Source organism: Xanthobacter wiegelii, from assembly GCF_043193855.2.
In the GTDB taxonomy this organism is placed as follows: domain Bacteria; phylum Pseudomonadota; class Alphaproteobacteria; order Rhizobiales; family Xanthobacteraceae; genus Xanthobacter; species Xanthobacter flavus_A.
This window is the reverse complement of record NZ_CM195529.1, coordinates 2,086,091-2,107,169: the sequence shown is the minus strand read 5'-3', so window position 1 is coordinate 2,107,169 and position 21,079 is coordinate 2,086,091. Positions and strand designations below refer to the sequence as shown.

Sequence of the window (21,079 nt, the reverse complement as noted above, 5' to 3'; positions counted from 1 at the left end):
CGATTTCGGCGGACGTCCGCGCCGCCGGGCGGGGGCCGGGCGGGCCGGCGCCTCCTGTTCGTGGTCGCCTCGATCCTGCAGCGTCGTGTTCCTTGACTGTCGCCGGATATTTATATACCGACTGGTTGGAATGTAAATACCAACCGCCACCCGGCGGTGCCTTCGAGCGCGGGAGACGCACATGGCCGCATCCGGTAAGCCGACCTTCGACTGGGCCGACCCCTTCGATCTCAACAGCCAGCTCACCGAGGACGAGCGCCTCGTCCGCGACACCGCCCGCGACTATGCGCAGGAGAAGCTCCTGCCGCGCGTGACCTCCGCCTATCTCGACGAGCGCTTCGACCGCGAGATCATGAACGAGATGGGCGAGCTGGGCCTCCTCGGCCCCACCATTCCGGCGGAATATGGCGGCGCCGGCCTCGGCTACGTGGCCTACGGCCTCGCGGCGCGGGAAGTGGAGCGGGTGGATAGTGGCTACCGTTCGGCCATGAGCGTGCAGTCCTCCCTCGTCATGCACCCCATCTACGCCTACGGCACGGAAGAGCAGCGCAAGAAGTACCTGCCCAAGCTCGCCACCGGCGAGTGGGTCGGCTGCTTCGGCCTCACCGAGCCGGACGCCGGCTCCGATCCCGCCGGCATGCGCACCCGCGCCGAGAAGATCGACGGCGGCTATCGCCTCAAGGGCGCGAAGATGTGGATCACCAATTCGCCCATCGCCGACCTCGCGGTGGTGTGGGCGAAGTCGGCGGCGCACGACAATGCCATCAAGGGCTTCGTCGTGGAGCGCGGCATGAAGGGCTTCTCCACCCCCAAGATCGAGGGCAAGCTCTCGCTGCGCGCCTCCATCACCGGCGAGATCGTGCTGGAGGACGTGGAGATTCCGGAAGAGAACCTCCTGCCCAACGCCGCCGGCCTGCCCGGCCCCTTCGGCTGCCTCAACCGCGCCCGCTACGGCATCGGCTGGGGGGCCATGGGCGCGGCGGAAGCCTGCTACGCGGCGGCCCGCCAGTACACGCTGGACCGCAAGCAGTTCGGCAAGCCGCTCGCCGCCACCCAGCTGGTGCAGAAGAAGCTGGCGGACATGGCCACCGAGATCGCCCTCGGCCTTCAGCTCGCTCTGCGCGCGGGGCGGATGTTCGATGAGGGGACGCTGCCCATCGAGGCCATCTCGTTCCTGAAGCGCAACAATTGCGGCAAGGCGCTGGACATCGCCCGCACCGCCCGCGACATGCATGGCGGAAACGGCATCGCCGCCGAGTACCATGTCATCCGCCACGCCGCGAACCTCGAGACGGTGAACACCTATGAGGGCACCCACGACATCCACGCGCTGATCCTCGGCCGCGCGATCACGGGGATTCAGGCGTTCTTTTGAGAGCGCCTGCGAGCCACAGAAGAACCGTCATGCCCCGGCTCGTCCGGGGCATCCACCACGCCGCTTGGCCGGCCGCCTGACAAACGGCAGAGTGGATCCCCCGCACGAGCCGGGGGATGACAGCGGACGCGGCGACGCCCCCATCGTCATCCGGCTCATTCGTCACAACGAGTCTCCCCCATGCCCTCCCCCGCCTCCCCTCCCCTCGCCGGCCTTCGCGTCCTCGAACTCGCCCGCATCCTCGCCGGACCGTGGTGCGGGCAACTGCTGGCCGATCTGGGGGCGGAGGTCATCAAGGTGGAGCGGCCGGGCGGCGGGGACGACACGCGCACCTGGGGGCCGCCCTTCCTGAAGGGGGCGGACGGGGCGGACCTCGGCGCCGCCTATTTCCACGCGACCAATCGCGGCAAGCGCTCGGTGGCGGTGGATTTCGAGACGGAAGAGGGACAGGCCATCATCCGCGACCTCGCGCGGCAGAGCGACGTGCTGATCGAGAATTTCAAGGTCGGCGGCCTGAAGAAGTACGGGCTCGACTACGAGAGCCTGAGGAAAGAGAACCCCCGCCTCGTCTATTGCTCCGTCACCGGCTTCGGCCAGGACGGGCCATACGCGCCGCGCGCGGGCTATGACTTCCTCGTGCAGGGCATGGGCGGCATCATGGACCTCACCGGCGCGCCGGATGGGGAGCCGCAGAAGGTGGGCGTCGCCTTCGCCGACATCTTCACCGGGCTTTATGCCACCGTGGGCATCCTCGCCGCGCTGCGCCGGCGGGACGAGACCGGCACGGGCGGGCATGTGGACATGGCCTTGCTCGACACGCAGGTGGGCGTGCTCGCCAACCAGGCCATGAACTATCTCACCTCCGGCAAGGCCCCAAAGCGCATGGGCAATGCCCATCCCAACATCGTGCCCTATCAGGTCTTCCCCTGCGCGGACGGCTATTTCATCGCCGCCATCGGCAATGACGGCCAGTTCGCCCGCTTCTGCGCCGTGCTCGGCGCGCCGGAGCTGGCGCAGGAAGAGGACTACCGCACCAATCCCGCCCGCGTCGCCAACCGCGCCGTGCTGGTGCCGAAGCTCACCGCGCTGACCATGGCCTTCGCCCGCGACGATCTCCTCGCCGCGCTGGAGGCGAAGGGCGTGCCGGCGGGGCCGATCAATACGGTCTCGCAGGTGTTCGAGGACCCGCAGGTGAAGGCACGCGGCCTGCGCGTGGACCTGGCCGAGGCCGGCGGCGGCACCATTCCGGCCGTGGCGAGCCCCATCGTGCTCGACGGCGTGCGGCAGGTGGCGAAAAGCGCCAGTCCGCGGCTGGGTGCGGACACGGACGCGGTGCTCGCGGCGCTGAAGGCGCTGGCGGGGAAGTAGTCAAGGCTGCTCGCCCTCTCCACCCTGAGGGAGAGGGGAGGCAGTTACGCCGCTGTCATCGCCCGGCTCGTCCGGGCGATCCACGGTTGGGCCGGGCGATTATGGGGGCATTGCGCGGACGGATGGGTGGATCGCCCGGACGAGCCAGGCGATGACACGCGAATGGACATGCGCTGACCCGACGAAGGCTCCGAAAACGCCTCCGGCCATGCCGTCGCTTGTCCGGGGAACCTACGCCGGCGCGCCTTCCTTCAAGAGCTTCCAGGTGATGGAATCCAGCAGCGCCTCGAAGGACGCGTCGATGATGTTGGGAGAGACGCCCACCGTGGTCCAGCGGTCGCCGGTCTCGTCGGCGCTCTCGATCAGCACCCGCGTCACCGCCTCCGTGCCGCCGTTCAGCACGCGCACGCGATAGTCGGTGAGGTGGAGGCCGGAGATGAAGGGCTGATACTTGCCGAGATCCTTGCGCAGGGCCACGTCCAGCGCGTTCACCGGGCCGTTGCCCTCGGCGGCGGAGATCATGGTCTCGTCGTCCACCTTCACCTTCACGATGGCCTCGGCCACGGTGACAAGCTCGCCCTGCGCGTTGTAGCGGCGCTCCACGTTCACCTTGAAGCGCTCCACCGCGAAATAGTCGGGCACCGAGCCCAACATGCGGCGGGCCAGCAGCGCGAAGGAGGCGTCCGCCGCCTCGTAGGAATAGCCCAGCGCCTCGCGCTCCTTCACCTCGTCCAGCAGGCGGGCGATGCGCGGGTCCTTCTTGTCCACCGGCACGCCGAGGCGCTCCAGCTCGGACAGCACATTGGAGCGGCCGGCCTGGTCGGAGACCATCACGCGGCGGCGGTTGCCCACCTTTTCCGGCGCGACATGCTCGTAGGTGGCGGGGTCCTTCAGGATGGCGGAGGCATGGATGCCGGCCTTGGTGGCGAAGGCGCTCTCGCCCACATAGGGCGCGTGGCGGTCGGGGGCGCGGTTCAGCATCTCGTCGAGCGTGCGGGAGACATGGACGAGTTCGCCCAGCGCCTCTTCGCCGACGCCGATGTCGAAGCGCTCGGCGAAATCCTTCTTCAGCAGCAGTGTGGGGATGAGCGAGCAGAGGTTGGCATTGCCGCAGCGCTCGCCGAGGCCGTTCAGCGTGCCCTGGATCTGCCGCGCGCCAGCGCGCACGGCGGCCAGCGAATTCGCCACCGCCTGCTCGGTGTCATTGTGCGCGTGGATGCCCACATTCGTGCCCGGCACCAGCTTCACCACCTCGGCGACGATGGCTTCCACCTCGTGGGGCAGCGTGCCGCCATTGGTGTCGCACAGCACCACCCAGCGCGCGCCGGCCTCGTAGGCGGTGCGGGCGCAGGCGAGGGCGAAGTCGGGGTCTTCCTTGAAGCCGTCGAAGAAATGCTCGCAATCCACCAGCGCCTCGCGCCCGGCGGCGATCGCCGCCTCGACGCTCTCGCGGATGGAGGCGAGGTTCTCCTCCTTCGTGGTCTCCAGCGCCACCCGCACCTGATAGGCGGAGGATTTGGCGACGAAGCAGATGGCGTCGGCGTTGGCCGCCAGCAGCGCCGCCACGCCGGGATCGTTGGAGGCCGAGCGACCGGGGCGCTTGGTCATGCCGAAGGCGGTCACGCGCGCCTTCGCTTCGTGCTTCTGCGCGAACAGCTGGGTATCGGTGGGATTGGCGCCGGGATAGCCGGCCTCCACATAGTCCATCCCCAGCCGGTCCAGCAGGGAGAGCACCCGGAGCTTGTCGGCCACGGTGAAATCGACGCCATTGGTCTGCGCCCCGTCGCGCAGGGTGGTGTCGAAGAGATAGAGGCGTTCCTTCGTCGGCATTGTTTTCTCTTTCCCCCGTCCGGCGCCTGCTCGCGCGGCCCCAGCCCCCTCACCCGTCTCGCGGCTACGCCGCGATCCACCCTCTCCCGCGAGGGGAGAGGGGTTGCCCCGCCCTGTCTCCCCTCTCCCCTTGCGGGAGAGGGGTTGGGGGTGAGGGGTGGCTCTCAGAGCCTGGTAGATTGCTTCCAGAACAGACTCCGTCCTCAAGAGGATGTCGTTGTTCCAGAAGCGCAGAACGCGGAAACCGTTGGCCGCAAAATACGCATCGCGTACCGCGTCGCGCGACGACTCCGCATGCTGACTGCCGTCCGCTTCCACCACCAGCCGGTGCTGGAAGCTGAGGAAGTCCGCAATGTAGGGCCCCACCGGCACCTGCCGGCGAAACTTCGACCCTTCCAGCCTGCGATCCCGCAGCAGTCGCCACAGCTTCTGCTCGGCATCGGTCATGCTCTCGCGCAATGCCCGTGCGCGCGAGGATTTCGCAGCGCTCGGCTCCTCAGTGCCGGGGGCCGGCATCGTCTTCCCCCAGCGTCTTCTCCATGGCCGTGTTGGCGAGCCAGGTGTCGGCCAGCGGCACCATGTTGCGGCGCTGGGGGACGTAGCCGCGCTTCTGGAAGAAGCCGAGGGCGGTGTCGCTGGCGTCCACGGTCAGCTTGCGGGTGCCGCGCGCCTTGGCCAGCGTCTCGGCGGCATCGCACAGGGCCTTGGCGACGCCCGTGCCAACCGCGTCGGGCGCCACATAAAGCATCTCGATGTGGGCATTGTCCTTGAGCGAGACGAAGCCCGCCACCGCCTTGCCGCGCAGGGCGACGAGGGTGAGGCTCGCGGCGAGGCGGGCGGCAAAGGCCTCCGCGTCGTCGGCCTTGGCGGCCCACGCCTCCTGCTGCTCGCTGTCGTAATCCTCGCCGGTCAGCTCGGCGATGGCGGCGCGGAACAGGTCGGCCAGCGCCGGCGCGTCGGCCGGGAGGTAGGGGCGCAAAGCGATCGCGCTCATCGCGACACCTCCCAGCTCGTGGTTCCGTCCTTGTTGTCCATCAGCACGATACCCTTGGCGGCCAGCTCCTCGCGGATCTGGTCGGCGCGCTTGAAGTCCTTCGCCTTGCGGGCGGCGATGCGCTGGGCGATCAGGTCGGCGATCACCCCCTCATCGAGGGCAATGGCCTCCTTCTGCCGCGCGCGCCACCCGGTTTCGGTGTCGCCGAGCAGGCCGAGGAGGTTCGCCGCGCCCTTGAAGCGGCGGCGCAAAGCGGAGGACGCCTCCTCGTGCTCGGCCACCTCGGCGAGATGATGCAGATGGGCGATGACGGACGGGGTGTTGAGATCGTCGGCGAGGCGATCTGCGATCTCGGTCTCGAAGGGGTTGGCCTCGCCCGTCTCGGCCTCCACGTCGCCGATGACGCGATACCATTTGTCCAGCGTCTTGGCGGCGAAGCCGAGGCCCTGGCGGGTCCAGTTGATGGGCTGGCGGTAGTGGGTGGAGAGCATGGCGAGGCGCAGCACCTCGCCCGGCCACTCGTCCAGCAGCTCGCGGATGGTGACGAAGTTGCCGAGGGACTTCGACATCTTCTCGCCTTCCAGCATCAGGAAGCCGTTGTGCATCCACATCTGCGCCATCACGCCGGAATGGAAGGCGCAGCGCGACTGCGCGATCTCGTTCTCGTGGTGCGGGAAGACGAGATCGATGCCGCCGCCGTGGATGTCGAAGGTCTCGCCCAGGTGCTTCCAGCTCATGGCCGAGCATTCGATGTGCCAGCCGGGCCGGCCGGGGGTGGCGATGCCGCAGGGCGAGGGCCAGCCGGGCACGCCCTCGGCGCTCGGCTTCCACAGAACGAAGTCCATGGCGTCGCGCTTGTAGGGGGCGACGTCCACGCGGGCGCCGGCCATCATCTCGTCCAGAGAGCGGCGGGAGAGACGGCCGTAGTCCGGCATGGAGGGCACGTTGAACAGGACATGCTCCTCCGCCACATAGGCGTGGCCCGAGGCGACGAGCCGCTCGATGAGGATGCGCATCTCCTCGATATGCTCGGTGGCGCGCGGCTCCACGGTGGGCGGCAGGCAGTTCAGGGCCGCCGTATCCTCGCGGAACCAGCGGTAGGTCTCTTCCGTCAGGTCGCGGATGGAGATGGAGCGGTCGGCGGCGCGGGCGTTGATCTTGTCGTCCACGTCCGTGATGTTGCGGACGTATTTGACGTGGCTTTCGCCATAGAGGCGCCGCAGCAGGCGGAACAGCACGTCGAAGACGATGACCGGGCGGGCATTGCCGATATGGGCATGGTCGTAGACCGTCGGCCCGCACACATACATGCGCACGTTCAAGGGATCGAGCGGACGCAGCAGGTCCTTCGAGCGGGTCAGCGTGTTGTAGAGCCTGAGCTCCATGGATCGTTCCCCCGAATGGCGCAGCACAAGCGCCAAGCCGGTCCACCGGCCGGGGCGTCCAGATCCTTGTCTAAGAAGATGAGCAAAGGACGGCCGCGGCCAGCTTTTCGGCTAACCGCAAATAATCGCCGCAATGGCGCAGATGGTGACGAGACCGCCGTTCATGGCGCGGGACAATGGTTCGGGCGCGGTCGCGCGTCAAGATGTTTCACGCCGCCCGGCGCGGCCCCGCACCTCCGGATATCGTTATCGTCCCTCGCTTGACCTGCCCCGGCGCGAGAGACTATCCGGACCTTGGAGCACCGGGCGGGGGTTCGGCGTGTATCCAGCCATCCCGCCCGTCGTCCCGGCGCTCGCAAGCGCAGGCACGCGCTTTCAACGAGGTTCCGACCTGTCCATGCCGCTGATCCGAACCCTCGCCGCCGTCGCCGTGGCGAGCCTGTCGCTGGTGGCGCCGGCCAGGGCCGAAACGCGCATCTTCCTAATCGACAATTCGGACGGTTCCACCATCGATGCCTGCCTCGCCTCCGGCGCGCCGTGCGGGCAGAAGGTGGCCGAGGCCTGGTGCCGGACCCACGCCTACACGCAGGTCATCGATTTCGGCCGCGTGACGGCGCACGTCTCCGCCTTCACACCGTCCAGCGTCGCCGCGCCGGCCCCCATCTGCATCGGCCCGCTGTGCCCGGAGACGGTGGCCATCACCTGCTCGCGGTAGCCGGCGGCCTTCCCGGCCGCCCGCTGCGAATTGCCGTTGCATGGCGATGCTTTAGGTCCCCTTTTTGTGATCGCGGTATTTCAGTCTTCCGCACCGGATCGGCTATGGTCGGCGCCGGCCTGTCCCCTGCGGCACGCAGGAGGACCGGTCCAAACACGCCAGAAACACCGTGACCGGGAGAGGACTGCCCCATGTGCGAGACGTGCTCATCACCATCCATCGGACGCCGTCGTCTGCTTGCCGGTGGGCTCGCGGGCGGACTGGCCCTCGCCGCCGCGCCGCTGTTCGCCGCCTCCGCCTTCGCCCAGTCCGGCTACGGCACGGCCACCCCGGTCACGCCGGACGAGGCCATGAAGCGCCTGGTGGACGGCAATGCCCGCTACGTCGCCGGCACGCCCCAGCAGGCGGACTATTCCGCCGGCCGCCTGAAGCGCGCCATGGGCCAGGCACCGTTCGCGGCCATCGTCGCCTGCTCGGATTCGCGGGTGGTGCCGGAGCTGGTGTTCGACCAGGGGCCGGGCGAACTGTTCATCGTCCGGGTGGCCGGCAACTTCATCGATGAAAACGGCCTGGCGAGCCTGGAATTCGCCACCGCGGTGCTCGGCGTGAAGCTGATCCTCGTCCTCGGCCACGCCTCGTGCGGGGCGGTGCAGGCGACCATCACGTCCATCAAGGACAACACTTTGCCGCCCGGCCACCTGCCGAGCCTCGTCAACGCCATCCGCCCGGCCGTCTATGAGGCCATGCGGAGCAATCCGGCCGATCTGCTCGCCGCCGCCAGCGACCAGAACGTGAAGCTGAACGCCAAGCTGGCGCAGACCGCGGCACCGATCCTGTCGGAGCGGGCCGCCGCCGGTAAGCTGAAGTCGGCCGCCGCCATGTACGACATTGGCACGGGCAAGGTGAACTTCCTCTGAACAGCGCGCCGCGCGTCCGGGCGGAGAGGTCTCCGGCCCGGGCGCGCGGCGTTCATCCTGCCGCTACTTCAGGAAGTCCGCGCACTTCGGCACGTCGGCATTGCCACCCCAGGGCATGACCGGCACGGTGGAGGTGGAGTTCTTCGGGCTGCCGTCGATCAATTTGTCGGAATAGACGAGATAGACGAGCACGTTCCGTTTGGTGTCGCAGCCGCGCACGATCTGCATCTTCTTGAAGAAGAAGGAGCGGCTCTCGCGGAACACCACGTCGCCCTGCTCGAACTTCGACTTGAACGAGATCGGCCCCACCTGCCGGCAGGCGAGGGAAATGTCGGAGACTTCCTCCGCGAGGCCCACCATGCCCTTCACGCCGCCCTTCTCGGGCGTGGTGTAGTGGCAGGCCACGCCGTTCACCACCGGGTCGTCGATGCCGTAGACGGCGAGCTTGTCGTCGGGGGTCAGGAACTTCCAGACCGTGGACTTGCGGAAGATGAGGTCGGGCTCCTGCGCCAGCGCCGGCCCGCCCGCGAGCGCCGCGACGCCGAGCGCGCACGCAAGTGCGAGGCGGCCGAGACGGCAGGTGACGGTGGGACGGACGGTCGAGAAAGCGTGCGTCATGGAACTCCCCGGAAAGCGGCCTCAGCCCGGCGCCCGAACGCGCGGGCATCCGACATATGGGAAGCGCCGCCCTGAGCGGAAGAGCGGCGCAATATCATGGTGCCACTCAGCGCCGACATTGACGGCCGGCGCGCCGCGTGACACCCCTTTCGCCCCACACGCGTTCGCCCCAAGCCAGAGAGCCGATCAACCGGCCCAAGGAGCACATCCATGGAGATCAAGCGCCGCCACTTCATTGGCGCGTCCGCCACCGCGCTCGCCACCGGCGCGGTCGCCGCCCCCGCCCTCGCGCAGACCCAGCCCGAGGTGAAGTGGCGCCTCACCTCCTCCTTCCCGCGCTCCCTCGACACCATCTTCGGCACCGCGCAGATCTTCGCCAAATACGTGGCCGAGGCCACGGACGGCCGCTTCCAGATCCAGACCTTCCCGGCCGGCGAGCTGGTGCCGGGCCTGCAGGCGCTCGATGCCGTGTCCAGCGGCTCGCTGGAGTGCGCCCAGACCGCCACCTATTTCTACACCGGCAAGGACACCGCGCTCGCCTTCGGCACGGGCGTGCCGTTCGGCTTCAACTCGCGCCAGCAGCACTCGTGGTGGTTCTTCGGCGGCGGCGCCGAGATCATCAACGGCGTGCTCGCCAAGTACAATGTCACCTCCATGCCGCTCGGCAATTCGGGCTGCCAGATGGGCGGCTTCTTCCGCAAGGAGCTGAACGACGTCGCCGACCTCAAGGGCCTGAAATTCCGCATCGGCGGCATCGGCGGGCAGGTGCTGGCGAAGCTCGGCGTGGTGCCGCAGCAGATCGCCCCGAGCGACGTCTACCCGGCGCTGGAGCGCGGCTCCATCGACGCGGCGGAGTTCGTCGGCCCCTATGACGACGAGAAGCTCGGCCTCGTGAAGGTGGCCAAATATTACTACTACCCCGGCTGGTGGGAGGGCGGCGCCATGCTGCACCTCGTCATCAACAACGCCCAGTGGAACGCGCTGCCGAAGCACTACCAGGCCATCGTCCGCAACGCCGCCGAGGCCGCCAACAACTGGATGCTGGCCAAGTACGATTCGGTGAACCCCCCCGCCCTGCGCCGGCTGGTGCAGCAGGGGGTTGAGCTGAAGCCCTTCCCGCAATCCATCATGGAGGCGGGCTACAAGGCGTCCTACGAGCTGTACAACGAGCTTGCCGCAGCCAACCCGGCCTTCAAGCAGGCGCTCGACTCCATGCTCGCCATCCGCGCCGACCAGCTGGTGTGGTGGCAGATCGCGGAATATGCGTTCGACAGCTACAACATCCGCTCGCGCGGCCGGGGCTGACGGCGGGCCAGGACCGGCCCCTCACCTTCCGGCGAGGGGCCACAGTTTCGTCACCATTGCCCCGCGCTGTGGGGTTATAGAGGGGCGCCGGACCGGTCACGGTTCGGCACGGCGCCAGTGGAGAGAAGAGCTGAGGATGGAGTCCGCGCGAGGGATCGGCGCCGGAAGCCCGGTTGCCCTGAAGGGTGCGAGCGGCACGACGGGCCGGCTGGCCATGGGTTCGCTCCGCCGTCTGGCCCTGGGCCTCATGGTCGCCGTCACCACGGCGGGGACCGCTCTGGCGCAGGCCGGCAGCCCCGCGTGCCAGCAGCTCGAAGGCTCCCTGATGGCCCTCGACCGCAGCGCCGGCGGCGCCGCCAACCAGCAGGCGCAGGCCGCCAGGCTCCGCGGCGATCTCGACCGCCTCACGGCGCAGGCGCGCGGCATGGGCTGCGATGCGCCGCGCGGCTTCCTCATCTTCCAGGGCCCGCCCCGGCCGCCCCAGTGCGACCAGATCGACGATCAGGTCTCGCGCCTCAGGTCGCAGATCGCCGGCCTCGAGCGCGGCGGTGCCGACACCGGCGGCCAGCGCCGGGCGCTCATCATCGCCCTCGCCCAGAACAATTGCGGCCCGCAATACACCGCCGCCGTGCAGGCCGCCCGCCGCGCCAACGAGCCGGCGCGGCCGAAGAACTTCTTCGAGGCCATCTTCGGCACCCAGCAGACCCAGCCCGAGGAATCCTCGCCCGACCTCGACCTGATGCCGCTGGAAACGCCGAAGACCTATTACTCGCGCACCGTGTGCGTCAGGACGTGCGACGGCTACTTCTTCCCCATGGCCAATTCCACCAACGCCAGCCGCTACGCGCAGGACGACCAGCTCTGCAAGCGGCTGTGCCCCGGCTCGGACGCGCAGCTGTTCACCTTCAGCGGCGATATCAAGTCGGCGGTGAGCATCTCCGGCCAGTCCTACATGTCGCTGCCCAACGCCCTGCGCTACCGCAAGGAGCTGGTGCCGTCCTGCACGTGCAAGCCGGCCGGCCAGTCGTGGGCGCAGGCGCTCGCGGGGCTTGAGGACGAGACCACCCTGCGCAAGGGCGACATTCTGGTGACCGAGGAGCAGGCGCGCGAAATGTCCGCCCCGCGCCCCGCCGACCCGACCAAGGGCGGCAAGGCCGGCGCCAAGCCCCCGGCCGGCAGCACCGCCGCCGCCGAGGCCGCCGCCGGCGGTCCCGTGGCCGCCACCGTCGCCGCCCCGCTCGCCCCCGCCTCCGAGCAGCCGGGCCAGCGCAAGGTGCGCGTCATCCCCCTGCCCCGCTCGCAGAACGCCCAGACCCAGCAGGGCACCGCCGCCGGCCAGGGTACGGCGCAATAGGCGGCAGCCCCGCCCGCTCAGGCGATCCGGAACTCGTTGCGGCTGTAGCCCTGCATGTAGAGCAGCGCGGTGAGGTCGCCGTGATCGACACGGGCATGGGCCGCCGCCGCCACGGCGGGCTTGGCGTGATAGGCGACGCCGAGGCCCGCCTCGCCCAGCATGGCGAGATCGTTGGCGCCGTCGCCCACGGCCATGGTCTCGGAGGGGGCGAGGTGCAATTGGTCGCGCAGGTCAACCAGCGTCGCGAGCTTGGCCTCGCGGCCGAGGATGGGCTCGGCCACACTGCCCACCAGCGTGCCCGCCTCCACCAGCAGCTCGTTCGCGCGGTGCTCGTCGAAGCCGATGCGCGCGGCGATCTCCTGGGTGAACAGCGTGAAGCCGCCGGAGACGAGGGCGGCATAGGCGCCGTTCGCCTTCATGGTGCCCACCAGCTCCGGCCCGCCGGGGGTCAGGGTGATGCGTTCGCGCAGCACGTCGCCCACCACGCTGGCCGAAAGACCACGCAGCAGCGCCACGCGCTCGCGCAGCGCCGGCTCGAAGGCGATCTCGCCGCGCATGGCGCGCTCGGTGATGGCGGAGACATGCGCCTTCAGGCCCACGAGGTCGGCCAGCTCGTCGATGCACTCCTGCCCGATCATGGTGGAATCCATGTCGGCGAGGAACAGGCGCTTGCGCCGGCCGGTCTCCAGCTGCACCACCACATCGATGGGGGCGCCGTTCAGCGCACCGCGCACCGCATCCGCCAGCGCGCCGGCATCGGCCGCGAGTTCCGGGGCGAAATGGATGTCCACCGCCACGCCCTCGTCCAGGACCACCGGATCCTGCGCCTCGGGCAGCACGGAAAGGGCGGCATGGATTGCCTCGTAGGTCAAAGCCGGGGCAGATGGGTTTGAAATCAGCGTCGCGACGTAGGCCATGGAATTTTCTGAGCTCGACGGGGGAAAAGCTTTGGCGGTGCTCATCGCAGGTCCGACCGCCAGCGGCAAGTCGGCACGCGCGCTGGCCGTGGCCGAGCGAACGGGCGGCATCGTCCTCAATGCAGATTCCATGCAAGTCTATGGCGATCTTCACGTCCTCACGGCGCGGCCGACCGTCGCGGAAATGGCGCGGGTCCCCCACGGCCTCTACGGCCATGTGGATGCGGACACGGACTATTCCGTCGGCCGCTGGCTGGAGGATGCGAAACGCGCCCTTGGCGAGGCGCGCGCGGCGGGGCGTCTGCCGGTGTTCGTGGGCGGCACGGGGCTCTATTTCCGGGCGCTGACGCAGGGGCTTGCCGAAATTCCCGCCATTCCCGAAGCCGTGCGCGCCGAGGTGCGCGGCGCGGCCGAGGCGCTGGACAGCGCCGCCCTCCACGCCCGCCTCGCGGCGGTCGATCCCGCGAGCGCCGGGCGGCTGAAGGTGAACGACCGCCAGCGCGTGCTGCGCGCGCTGGAGGTGATCCACGCCACCGGCCGCTCCCTGACCGACTGGCAGCGCGACGCTCAGCCCCCCGTGCTTGATGCCGCCCGCTGCGCGAAGATCGTGCTGGAGGTCGACCGCGACCTGCTGCGCCAGCGCATCGATGCCCGCTTCGAGGCCATGATGGAAGCCGGTGCGCTGGAGGAGGTCCGCACCCTCGCCGCGCGCAACCTCGCGCCCGACCGCACGGTGCTGAAGGCCCACGGCGCGCCGGCCCTCACGCGCTATCTCAGGGGGGAAATGTCGCTCGCCGAGGCCATCGCCGAGGGCCAGAGCGACACCCGCCGCTATGCCAAAAGGCAGACCACCTTCTTCCGCCACCAGATGCCCGACTGGCCGCGCGCCACGCCGGAGACTGCGCTGGAGGTATTGATGGGAATGCTGGCGGGGTGATGGGGCGACGGGCCTTCGGCCACTCTGCCCCTACCCCTCCCCCTTCGCCTCCAGCGCGGCCAGGCGCATGTAGAGTGTCGAGCGGGCGATGCCGAGGCGGCGGGCGGCGCGGGTGAGGTTGCCGCCGCAGGCCTCCACGGCGGCGCGGATGGCGGCTTCCTCCACGGTGCGCAGATCGGTGGCCGGGGGTGGGGCCTCGGCGGCGGTGGCGATTTCCGGCGGCAGGTCGCCGACATCGATGGGCGCGTCGGCGCTGCCCATGGCGATGAGCATCTCCACCACGTTGCGCAGCTCGCGCACATTGCCCGGCCAGGCATAGGCGGCGAGCGCCGCGCGGGCGGCGTCCGTGAAGCGCGGGGGCGGGAGGCCGGCGCGGGCGGCGGCGCTGCGGCCGATGTGATCGAGCAGGAGGAGCACGTCGTCGCCCCGCTCGCGTAGCGGGGGGATGCGCAGGCGCAGCGCGGCAATGCGATAGAACAGGTCTTTCCGGAAGCGCCCCGCCGCCACCTCGCCGGTGAGGTCGCGGTTGGTCATGGAGACGAGGCGCAGGTCCACCCGCCGTCCGGTGTGGCCGCCGACGCGATAGACCACGCCGTCTTCCAGCACGCGCAGCAGATAGGATTGCAGCTCCAGCGGCATCTCGCCGATCTCGTCGAGGCAGAGCAGGCCGCCGTCCGCCGCCTCCACCTTGCCCTGCTTGCCGGCCGCGTCGGCGCCGGTGAAGGCCCCCTTCTCGTAGCCGAACAATTCGCTGGCGATGAGATCGCGCGGCAGGCCGCCGCAATTGAGCGGCACGAAGGGGCCGGCCGGCGCGCGCACGCCGTGGATGGCGCGGGCGAACACCTCCTTGCCCACGCCGGTCTCGCCTTCCAAGAGGATGGGCAGGCCGCTGTCCGCCATGCGGCGCGCCTTGGCCTTCACCTCCTGCATGAGCGCGCTCTCGCCGATGATGGCGTCGAATGCGAGGGGCTCCAGCTCCCGGGCGGGATCGCGCTGGGCCGGTTTGGGCCGGCGCGCCGCGTGGAGCACCACCACGCCGCCGATCTCCTCGCCATCCTCCCGCACGATCTCGACGCTGGCCCCGGGCAGAAGCTGGCCGATGCGCTCCGCCCAGGCGTCGGGCGTCACATCCTTGAGGGCGGCGAGGCGCCCGTCCGTGATGAGCCGGTCGGAGCGGCGCGCGGCCTCCTTCAGAGCGCGGTCGGTGGAATAGATGAGCGCGCCGGAGCGGCCGAAGGCGAGGATCTCCTCGGTGAGCCACAGCGAACGCTTGGAGAGGAAATGGCGCAGCACCTGCTCGTGCTCCATCTCCATGCGCCGGCCGATCACCGCCTCGATCTGGTGGGCGAGGGCCACCGCATGGGCGAGGTTCTGCGGGTTGAAGGTGTCGGTGGAGCCGGAAATGTCCACCGCGCCGATGATCTCCCGGTCGAGGGGATGGCGCACCGGGGCCGCCGCGCAGGTCCAGCGCTGGACGGGGGCGCAGAAATGCTCGGCGGCGTGGATCTGCACCGGCCGCCCGCAGGCGAGCGCGGTGCCGATGGCGTTGGTGCCGATCTCGGCCTCACACCACAGGCCGCCCTGCTGGAGCTTCACCTCCTGCCCGGTATCGAGGGCGCGGGCATCGCCCTCCGCCTCCAGGATCGTGCCGTCCGGATCGGAGAGGATGAGCATGGAATGGGCATCGGAAAGGAGGTGGCGCGCCTCCTCCATGGCGAGGCGGGCGGCGGTGACGAGGCGGTTGTTCTGGTGGCGGCGGCGGAACAGCTCCGCCTCGCTCACGAGGGGGGCGGCCGCGCGGTCGGCGGCGATGAGATGAAGGCGGGAGCGCTGCCACGACGCCATCACCGCCGGGCGGATGACGGCGGAGGCCGCGCCGTCCTGATGAAACGCCTCCCAGGCGCGCGCAATCTCGCGATGTGGCACCAGCTCTGCCCTCCGGGCCGGGCGGCGCGGCGTTCCCGTGGTGCGCCGCCTGAGCCATTGGCCGGCGGGCGGCCTTGGCCGGTGGCCGCAGCGCCCGCAGGCGGGTTCACTCCCTGAAGTGCCGCATTCTGACCGCCGGCAGCGAGGCCGGCGGCGGCGGCTTTGGCCGGAGAATACGCGCACTTTCATGCCGCTCGCAAGTCCGGCCGGCGACCCGGCGGCAGTCGTCGTCTGAAACGACCGGGCGGCGGACAACAAGTGTCCGGAAATCGGACAGTCGAAGACTTTCATATTACATGACGCATTGCACAAATATCAGGAGAATCCTCGCATTTATACAGTCGATCGTGATTGGCACGCATCCTGCCCCTCATGCTGCGAGCCGGCACCGAAAAATCCAACGCCGGCAAGACAGGGAGGAAACGAGCGTGAACGTTCCCGTGGGAAACCTGCGCAGCGTCCAGGTGCTCGGCATCGACGCCGGCGGCACCATGACGGATACCTTCTTCGTGGACCAGGATGGCGACTTCGTCGTCGGCAAGGCCCAGTCCACGCCGCAGAACGAGGCCCTCGGCCTCATCGCGTCCTCTGAGGACGGGCTCGCCAACTGGGGCATGTCGCTCCACGAGGCGCTCGCCCAGCTCCAGACGGGCGTCTATTCCGGCACCGCGATGCTCAATCGCGTGGTCCAGCGCAAGGGGCTGAAATGCGGCCTCATCGTCAATCGCGGCATGGAGGATTTCCACCGCATGGGCCGCGCGGTGCAGAGCCACCTCGGCTATGCCTATGAGGACCGCATCCACCTCAACACCCACCGCTACGACCCGCCGCTGGTGCCCCGCCAGCTCACCCGCGGCGTGATCGAGCGGACCGACATGATGGGCACGCAGGTGATCCCCCTGCGCGAGGACAGCGCCCGCGCGGCGGCCCGCGAACTGATCGCCGCCGATGTGGAAGGCATCGTCATCTCCCTGCTCCACTCCTACAAGAACCCGGTGAACGAGCGCCGCGTGCGCGACATCGTGCTGGAGGAAGTGGAGAAGAGCGGCAAGAAGATCCCGGTCTTCGCCTCGGCCGATTACTATCCGGTGCGCAAGGAAACCCACCGCACCAACACCACCATCCTCGAAGGCTACGCCGCCGAGCCCTCGCGCCAGACGCTCTCCAAGATCTCCAACGCCTTCAAGGAGCGCGGCACCAAGTTCGACTTCCGCGTGATGGCGACCCATGGCGGCACCATCTCCTGGAAGGCGAAGGAGCTGGCCCGCACCATCGTCTCCGGCCCCATCGGCGGCGTGATCGGCGCGAAGTATCTGGGTGAAGTGCTCGGCTACAAGAACATCGCCTGCTCGGACATCGGCGGCACCTCGTTCGACGTGGCGCTCATCACCCAGGGCGAGATGACCATCAAGAACGACCCGGACATGGCCCGGCTGGTTCTCTCCCTGCCGCTGGTGGCGATGGATTCCGTGGGCGCCGGCGCCGGCTCCTTCATCCGGCTCGATCCCTACACCCGCGCCATCAAGCTCGGCCCGGATTCGGCCGGCTACCGGGTGGGCGTGTGCTGGAAGGAGAGCGGCATCGAGACCGTCACCATCTCCGACTGCCACATGGTGCTCGGCTATCTGAACCCCGACAACTTCCTTGGCGGCGCGGTGAAGCTGGACCGGCAGCGCTCGGTGGATGCCATCAAGGTGCAGATCGCCGACAAGCTCGGCCTCTCGGTGGAAGATGCGGCGGCCGGCATCATCGAGCTGCTGGACTCCGATCTGCGCGACTACCTGCGCTCCATGATCTCCGGCAAGGGCTACTCGCCGGCGAGCTTCGTGTGCTTCTCCTACGGCGGCGCCGGCCCGGTGCACACCTATGGCTACACGGAGGGCCTCGGCTTTGAGGACGTGATCGTGCCCGCCTGGGCGGCCGGCTTCTCCGCCTTCGGCTGCGCGGCGGCGGACTTCGAGTATCGCTACGACAAGTCCCTCGACATCAACATGCCCCCCGATGCCCCCGAGGCCGACAAGGTGAAGGCGGCCGAGACCCTTCAGGCGGCGTGGGAAGAGCTGACCCACAACGTGCTGGAGGAGTTCAAGCTGAACGGCTATTCGGCCGACCAGGTGACGCTCCAGCCCGGCTACCGCATGCAGTATCGCGGGCAGCTGAACGATCTGGAGATCGAGAGCCCCATGGCCTCCGCCGCCACCGCCGGCGACTGGGACCAGCTCACCGATGCCTTCAACGCCACCTATGGCCGCGTCTATGCGGCGTCCGCCCGCTCGCCGGAGCTGGGCTATTCGGTGACGGGCGCCATCATGCGCGGCATGGTGCCGATCCCCAAGCCCCGCATCCCGAAGGAGCCGGAAGAGGGCGAGACCCCGCCGGAAGACGCAAAGATCGGCACCCGCAAGTTCTATCGCAAGAAGAAGTGGGTGGATGCGCAGCTCTACAAGATGGAATCCCTGCGCCCCGGCAACCGCGTCATGGGCCCCGCCATCATCGAATCCGACGCGACCACCTTCGTCGTGCCCGACGGTTTCGAGACCTGGCTCGACGGGCATCGGCTCTTCCACCTGAAGGAGGTGTGAGGGCGGGCGCGTCTCAAGCAGAGCGGTGGGCCCCCTCTCCCCTTGCGGGAGAGGGATGGGGTGAGGGGTATCTCGCCGGTTGAACCGGCAGCGGAGCCTCGGGCGACATCCGCCCCCTCACCCCCGGCCCCTCTCCCGCGAGGGGAGAGGGGAGTACGCGCAGCGCTCTGCCATGGCCAATGCGCCGCCCACCCCTCACCCCCAGCCCCTCTCCCGCAAGGGGAGAGGGGAGAAACGGGAAGATGCCCTCTCCCGCAAGGGGAGAGGGGAGAAACGGGAAGATGCCCTCTCCCGCACGGGGAGAGGGGAGCAAACCCAAACAATCTCAAGAGGAAACGACCCCATGAACGTCAACGTCAAGCAGACCAGCCTTGAGGGCGCCACCCGCGGCATCGTCCGGGGCGGCGAGACGCTCAAAGAGCATCGCGACCGGCTGATGACGGCCACCAAGGCCACCGGCCATTATGCCGGCCTGAAGACCCTGGAGCTGCGCGAGAGCGAGCCCATCCTCTACAACAAGCTGTTCTCCCGCCTGCGCGCCGGCGTGGTGGATGCGCGCGAGACCGCCAAGAAGATCGCCGCCTCTCCCATCGTGGAGCAGGAGGGCGAACTGTGCTTCACCCTCTACAATGCGGCGGGCGACAGCCTTCTCACCTCCACCGGCATCATCATCCATGTGGGAACCATGGGTGCGGCCATCAAATACATGATCGAAAACAATTGGGAGGCCAATCCGGGCGTTCACGACCGGGACATCTTCTGCAACAACGACAGTCTGATCGGTAACGTCCATCCCTGCGACATCCACACCATCGTCCCCATTTTCTGGGAAGGCGAGCTGATCGGCTGGGTGGGCGGCGTCACCCACGTCATCGACACCGGCGCGGTGGGGCCGGGCTCCATGGCCACGGGGCAGGTGCAGCGCTTCGGCGACGGCTATTCCATCACCTGCCGCAAGGTGGGCGCCAATGACGAGCTGTTCCGCGACTGGCTGCACGAGAGCCAGCGCATGGTGCGCACCACCCGCTACTGGATGCTGGACGAGCGCACCCGCATCGCCGGCTGCCACATGATCCGCAAGCTGGTGGAAGAGGTGGTCGCGGAAGAGGGCATCGAGGCCTACTGGAAGTTCGCCTACGAGGCGGTGGAGCATGGCCGCCTCGGCCTGCAGGCGCGCATCAAGGCCATGACCATCCCCGGCACCTACCGGCAGGTGGGCTTCGTGGACGTGCCCTACGCCCATGAGGACGTGCGGGTGCCCTCCGACTTCGCCAAGCTCGACACCATCATGCACGCGCCCTGCGAGATGACCATCCGCAAGGACGGCACCTGGCGGCTGGATTTCGAGGGCGCGAGCCGCTGGGGCTGGCACACCTACAATGCCCATCAGGTGAGCTTCACCTCCGGCATCTGGGTGATGATGACCCAGACGCTCATCCCCTCCGAGATGATCAATGACGGCGCCGCCTACGGCACCGAGTTCCGCCTGCCCAAGGGCACCTGGATGAACCCGGACGACCGCCGCGTCGCCTTCTCCTATTCGTGGCACTTCCTGGTGTCCGCCTGGACGGCCCTGTGGCGCGGCCTGTCGCGCTCCTATTTCGGCCGCGGCTATCTGGAGGAGGTGAATGCGGGCAACGCCAACACCTCCAACTGGCTGCAGGGCGGCGGCTTCAACCAGTATGACGAGATCCATGCCGTGAACTCGTTCGAGTGCGCCGCCAACGGCACCGGGGCGACCGCGGTGCAGGACGGCCTCTCCCACGCCGCCGCCATCTGGAACCCGGAAGGCGACATGGGCGACATGGAGATCTGGGAACTGGCCGAGCCGCTGATCTATCTCGGCCGGCAGATCAAGGCGTCCTCGGGCGGCTCCGGCAAGTATCGCGGCGGCTGCGGCTTCGAGAGCCTGCGCATGGTCTGGAACGCCAAGGACTGGACCATGTTCTTCATGGGCAACGGCCACATCTCGTCCGACTGGGGCCTGATGGGCGGCTATCCCGCCGCCTCCGGCTATCGCTTCGCGGCCCACAAGACGGGGCTGAAGGAGCTGATCGCCTCCGGCGCCGACATCCCGCTCGGCGGCGACACGGACCCGGAGAACCCCACCTGGGACGCGATGCTGCCCAAGGCGCAGATCAAGCGCGACAAGCAGGCCATCACCACCGAGGAGATGTTCTCCGACTACGACCTCTACCTCAACTACATGCGCGGCGGCCCCGGCTTCGGTGATCCGCTCGACCGCGAGCCGCAGGCCGTGGCCGACGACATCAACGGCGGCTACGTGCTGGAGCGCCTCGCCGGCGATGTCTACGGCGTGGTGGTGAAGACCGGGCCGGAGGGCCTCGTGGTGGTGGACGAGGCGGCCACCAAGGCGGCCCGGGCGCAGATCCGCAAGGATCGCATCGCGAAATCCGTCCCCACCCGCGAGTGGATGAAGGGCGAGCGCGAGAAGATCCTCGCCAAGGATGCGGGCACCCAGGTGCAGCAGATGTTCGCCGCCTCCTTCAAGCTGGGCCCGAGGTTCGAGCAGCAGTTCCGGAGCTTCTGGGACCTGCCGGAGAGCTGGGTGCTCAACGAGGAGGACATCGGCGTGCCCACCTACGGCTCGCGCTACTCCATGGACATCTCCGAACTGCCGGACGTGCACACCGTGCAGTTCGTGGAGGAGTGAGGGGCATTTCCCCTTCCATCTGACGTCATGCCCCGGCTCGTCCGGGGCATCCACCCCGCGGCGAGAGCGGTGCCCAAGGCCCATGCGGCCCGATGAGCGGCACCGTGATCCCCCGGAACCCGGCCGTTGCCGGGTTCCATTCCCCGATGAGGAAGTCGGCAACAGCCGACTTCCGACGAGCC

The 21,079-nt window shown here is 68.8% G+C and carries 15 protein-coding genes and 1 pseudogene; 9 read left to right on the top strand and 7 right to left on the bottom strand.

Annotation, left to right across the window (positions count from 1 at the left end):
• The first annotated feature begins 181 nt into the window (after positions 1–181).
• A complete protein-coding gene (locus tag V5F63_RS09740; RefSeq protein WP_394102289.1) occupies positions 182–1,375 on the top strand; it encodes an acyl-CoA dehydrogenase in 1,194 nt (397 codons plus the stop codon).
• Positions 1,376–1,555: 180 nt separating this feature from the next.
• Entirely contained in the window at positions 1,556–2,743 is a 1,188-nt protein-coding gene (locus V5F63_RS09735; RefSeq protein WP_394102288.1) for a CaiB/BaiF CoA transferase family protein, read from the top strand.
• A gap of 231 nt (positions 2,744–2,974) precedes the next feature.
• Here the strand turns inward: V5F63_RS09735 and cimA are convergent, their stop codons facing one another.
• From cimA to cysS, 4 genes and pseudogenes are all read right to left on the bottom strand, one after another.
• Positions 2,975–4,573 carry a citramalate synthase gene (gene cimA, locus V5F63_RS09730; RefSeq protein WP_394102318.1) on the bottom strand — a complete coding sequence of 533 codons (1,599 nt, stop codon included), beginning with the start codon at positions 4,571–4,573 and terminating at the stop codon, positions 2,975–2,977.
• Positions 4,574–4,798: 225 nt separating this feature from the next.
• A pseudogene (locus V5F63_RS09725) lies at positions 4,799–5,020 on the bottom strand (endonuclease domain-containing protein); the annotation flags it as partial.
• A gap of 49 nt (positions 5,021–5,069) precedes the next feature.
• On the bottom strand, positions 5,070–5,567 hold the full coding sequence (locus tag V5F63_RS09720) for a GNAT family N-acetyltransferase (RefSeq protein WP_394102287.1): 498 nt from the start codon (positions 5,565–5,567) through the stop codon (positions 5,070–5,072).
• Positions 5,564–6,952 (bottom strand): cysteine--tRNA ligase, encoded by a 1,389-nt coding sequence (cysS, locus tag V5F63_RS09715; protein WP_394102286.1) that lies wholly within the window; start codon positions 6,950–6,952, stop codon positions 5,564–5,566. Before cysS ends, V5F63_RS09720 begins: the two co-directional genes overlap by 4 nt.
• 397 nt (positions 6,953–7,349) lie before the next feature.
• On the opposite strand from cysS, the gene V5F63_RS09710 reads away from it, so the two are divergent.
• Complete coding sequence (locus V5F63_RS09710; RefSeq protein ID WP_394102285.1) at positions 7,350–7,667, top strand: hypothetical protein; 318 nt, start codon at positions 7,350–7,352, stop codon at positions 7,665–7,667.
• Positions 7,668–7,858: 191 nt separating this feature from the next.
• A complete protein-coding gene (locus V5F63_RS09705) occupies positions 7,859–8,584 on the top strand; it encodes a carbonic anhydrase (RefSeq protein WP_209488834.1) in 726 nt (241 codons plus the stop codon).
• Between the two features lie 63 nt (positions 8,585–8,647).
• Here V5F63_RS09705 and V5F63_RS09700 read toward each other — a convergent pair whose 3' ends face one another.
• Complete coding sequence (locus V5F63_RS09700) at positions 8,648–9,202, bottom strand: CreA family protein (RefSeq protein WP_394102284.1); 555 nt, start codon at positions 9,200–9,202, stop codon at positions 8,648–8,650.
• 216 nt (positions 9,203–9,418) lie between these two features.
• On the opposite strand from V5F63_RS09700, the gene V5F63_RS09695 reads away from it, so the two are divergent.
• Positions 9,419–10,507: a TRAP transporter substrate-binding protein gene (locus V5F63_RS09695; protein ID WP_394029423.1), complete on the top strand. Its 1,089-nt coding sequence runs from the start codon at positions 9,419–9,421 to the stop codon at positions 10,505–10,507.
• Between the two features lie 136 nt (positions 10,508–10,643).
• Positions 10,644–11,861, top strand: coding sequence for a DUF2865 domain-containing protein (locus V5F63_RS09690; RefSeq protein WP_209488832.1), 1,218 nt, complete (start codon positions 10,644–10,646; stop codon positions 11,859–11,861).
• A gap of 17 nt (positions 11,862–11,878) precedes the next feature.
• On the opposite strand, the gene serB is transcribed toward V5F63_RS09690, so the two are convergent.
• Positions 11,879–12,778, bottom strand: a complete 900-nt coding sequence (gene serB, locus V5F63_RS09685; protein WP_209488831.1) for a phosphoserine phosphatase SerB — start codon at positions 12,776–12,778, stop codon at positions 11,879–11,881.
• Between serB and miaA the strand changes: the two genes are divergently transcribed.
• A complete protein-coding gene (miaA, locus tag V5F63_RS09680) occupies positions 12,777–13,715 on the top strand; it encodes a tRNA (adenosine(37)-N6)-dimethylallyltransferase MiaA (protein ID WP_394102283.1) in 939 nt (312 codons plus the stop codon). The genes serB and miaA overlap by 2 nt on opposite strands.
• A 30-nt stretch (positions 13,716–13,745) precedes the next feature.
• Here the strand turns inward: miaA and V5F63_RS09675 are convergent, their stop codons facing one another.
• Positions 13,746–15,641: a sigma-54-dependent Fis family transcriptional regulator gene (locus V5F63_RS09675; protein WP_394102282.1), complete on the bottom strand. Its 1,896-nt coding sequence runs from the start codon at positions 15,639–15,641 to the stop codon at positions 13,746–13,748.
• Positions 15,642–16,069: 428 nt separating this feature from the next.
• Here V5F63_RS09675 and V5F63_RS09670 point away from each other — a divergent pair, with 428 nt between their 5' ends.
• Positions 16,070–18,223, top strand: a complete 2,154-nt coding sequence (locus tag V5F63_RS09670; protein ID WP_394102281.1) for a hydantoinase/oxoprolinase family protein — start codon at positions 16,070–16,072, stop codon at positions 18,221–18,223.
• Between the two features lie 343 nt (positions 18,224–18,566).
• The gene (locus V5F63_RS09665; RefSeq protein ID WP_394102280.1) at positions 18,567–20,897 is read left to right on the top strand and encodes a hydantoinase B/oxoprolinase family protein; all 2,331 of its coding nucleotides are present in this window, start codon (positions 18,567–18,569) and stop codon (positions 20,895–20,897) included.
• The last annotated feature ends 182 nt before the right edge of the window (positions 20,898–21,079 follow it).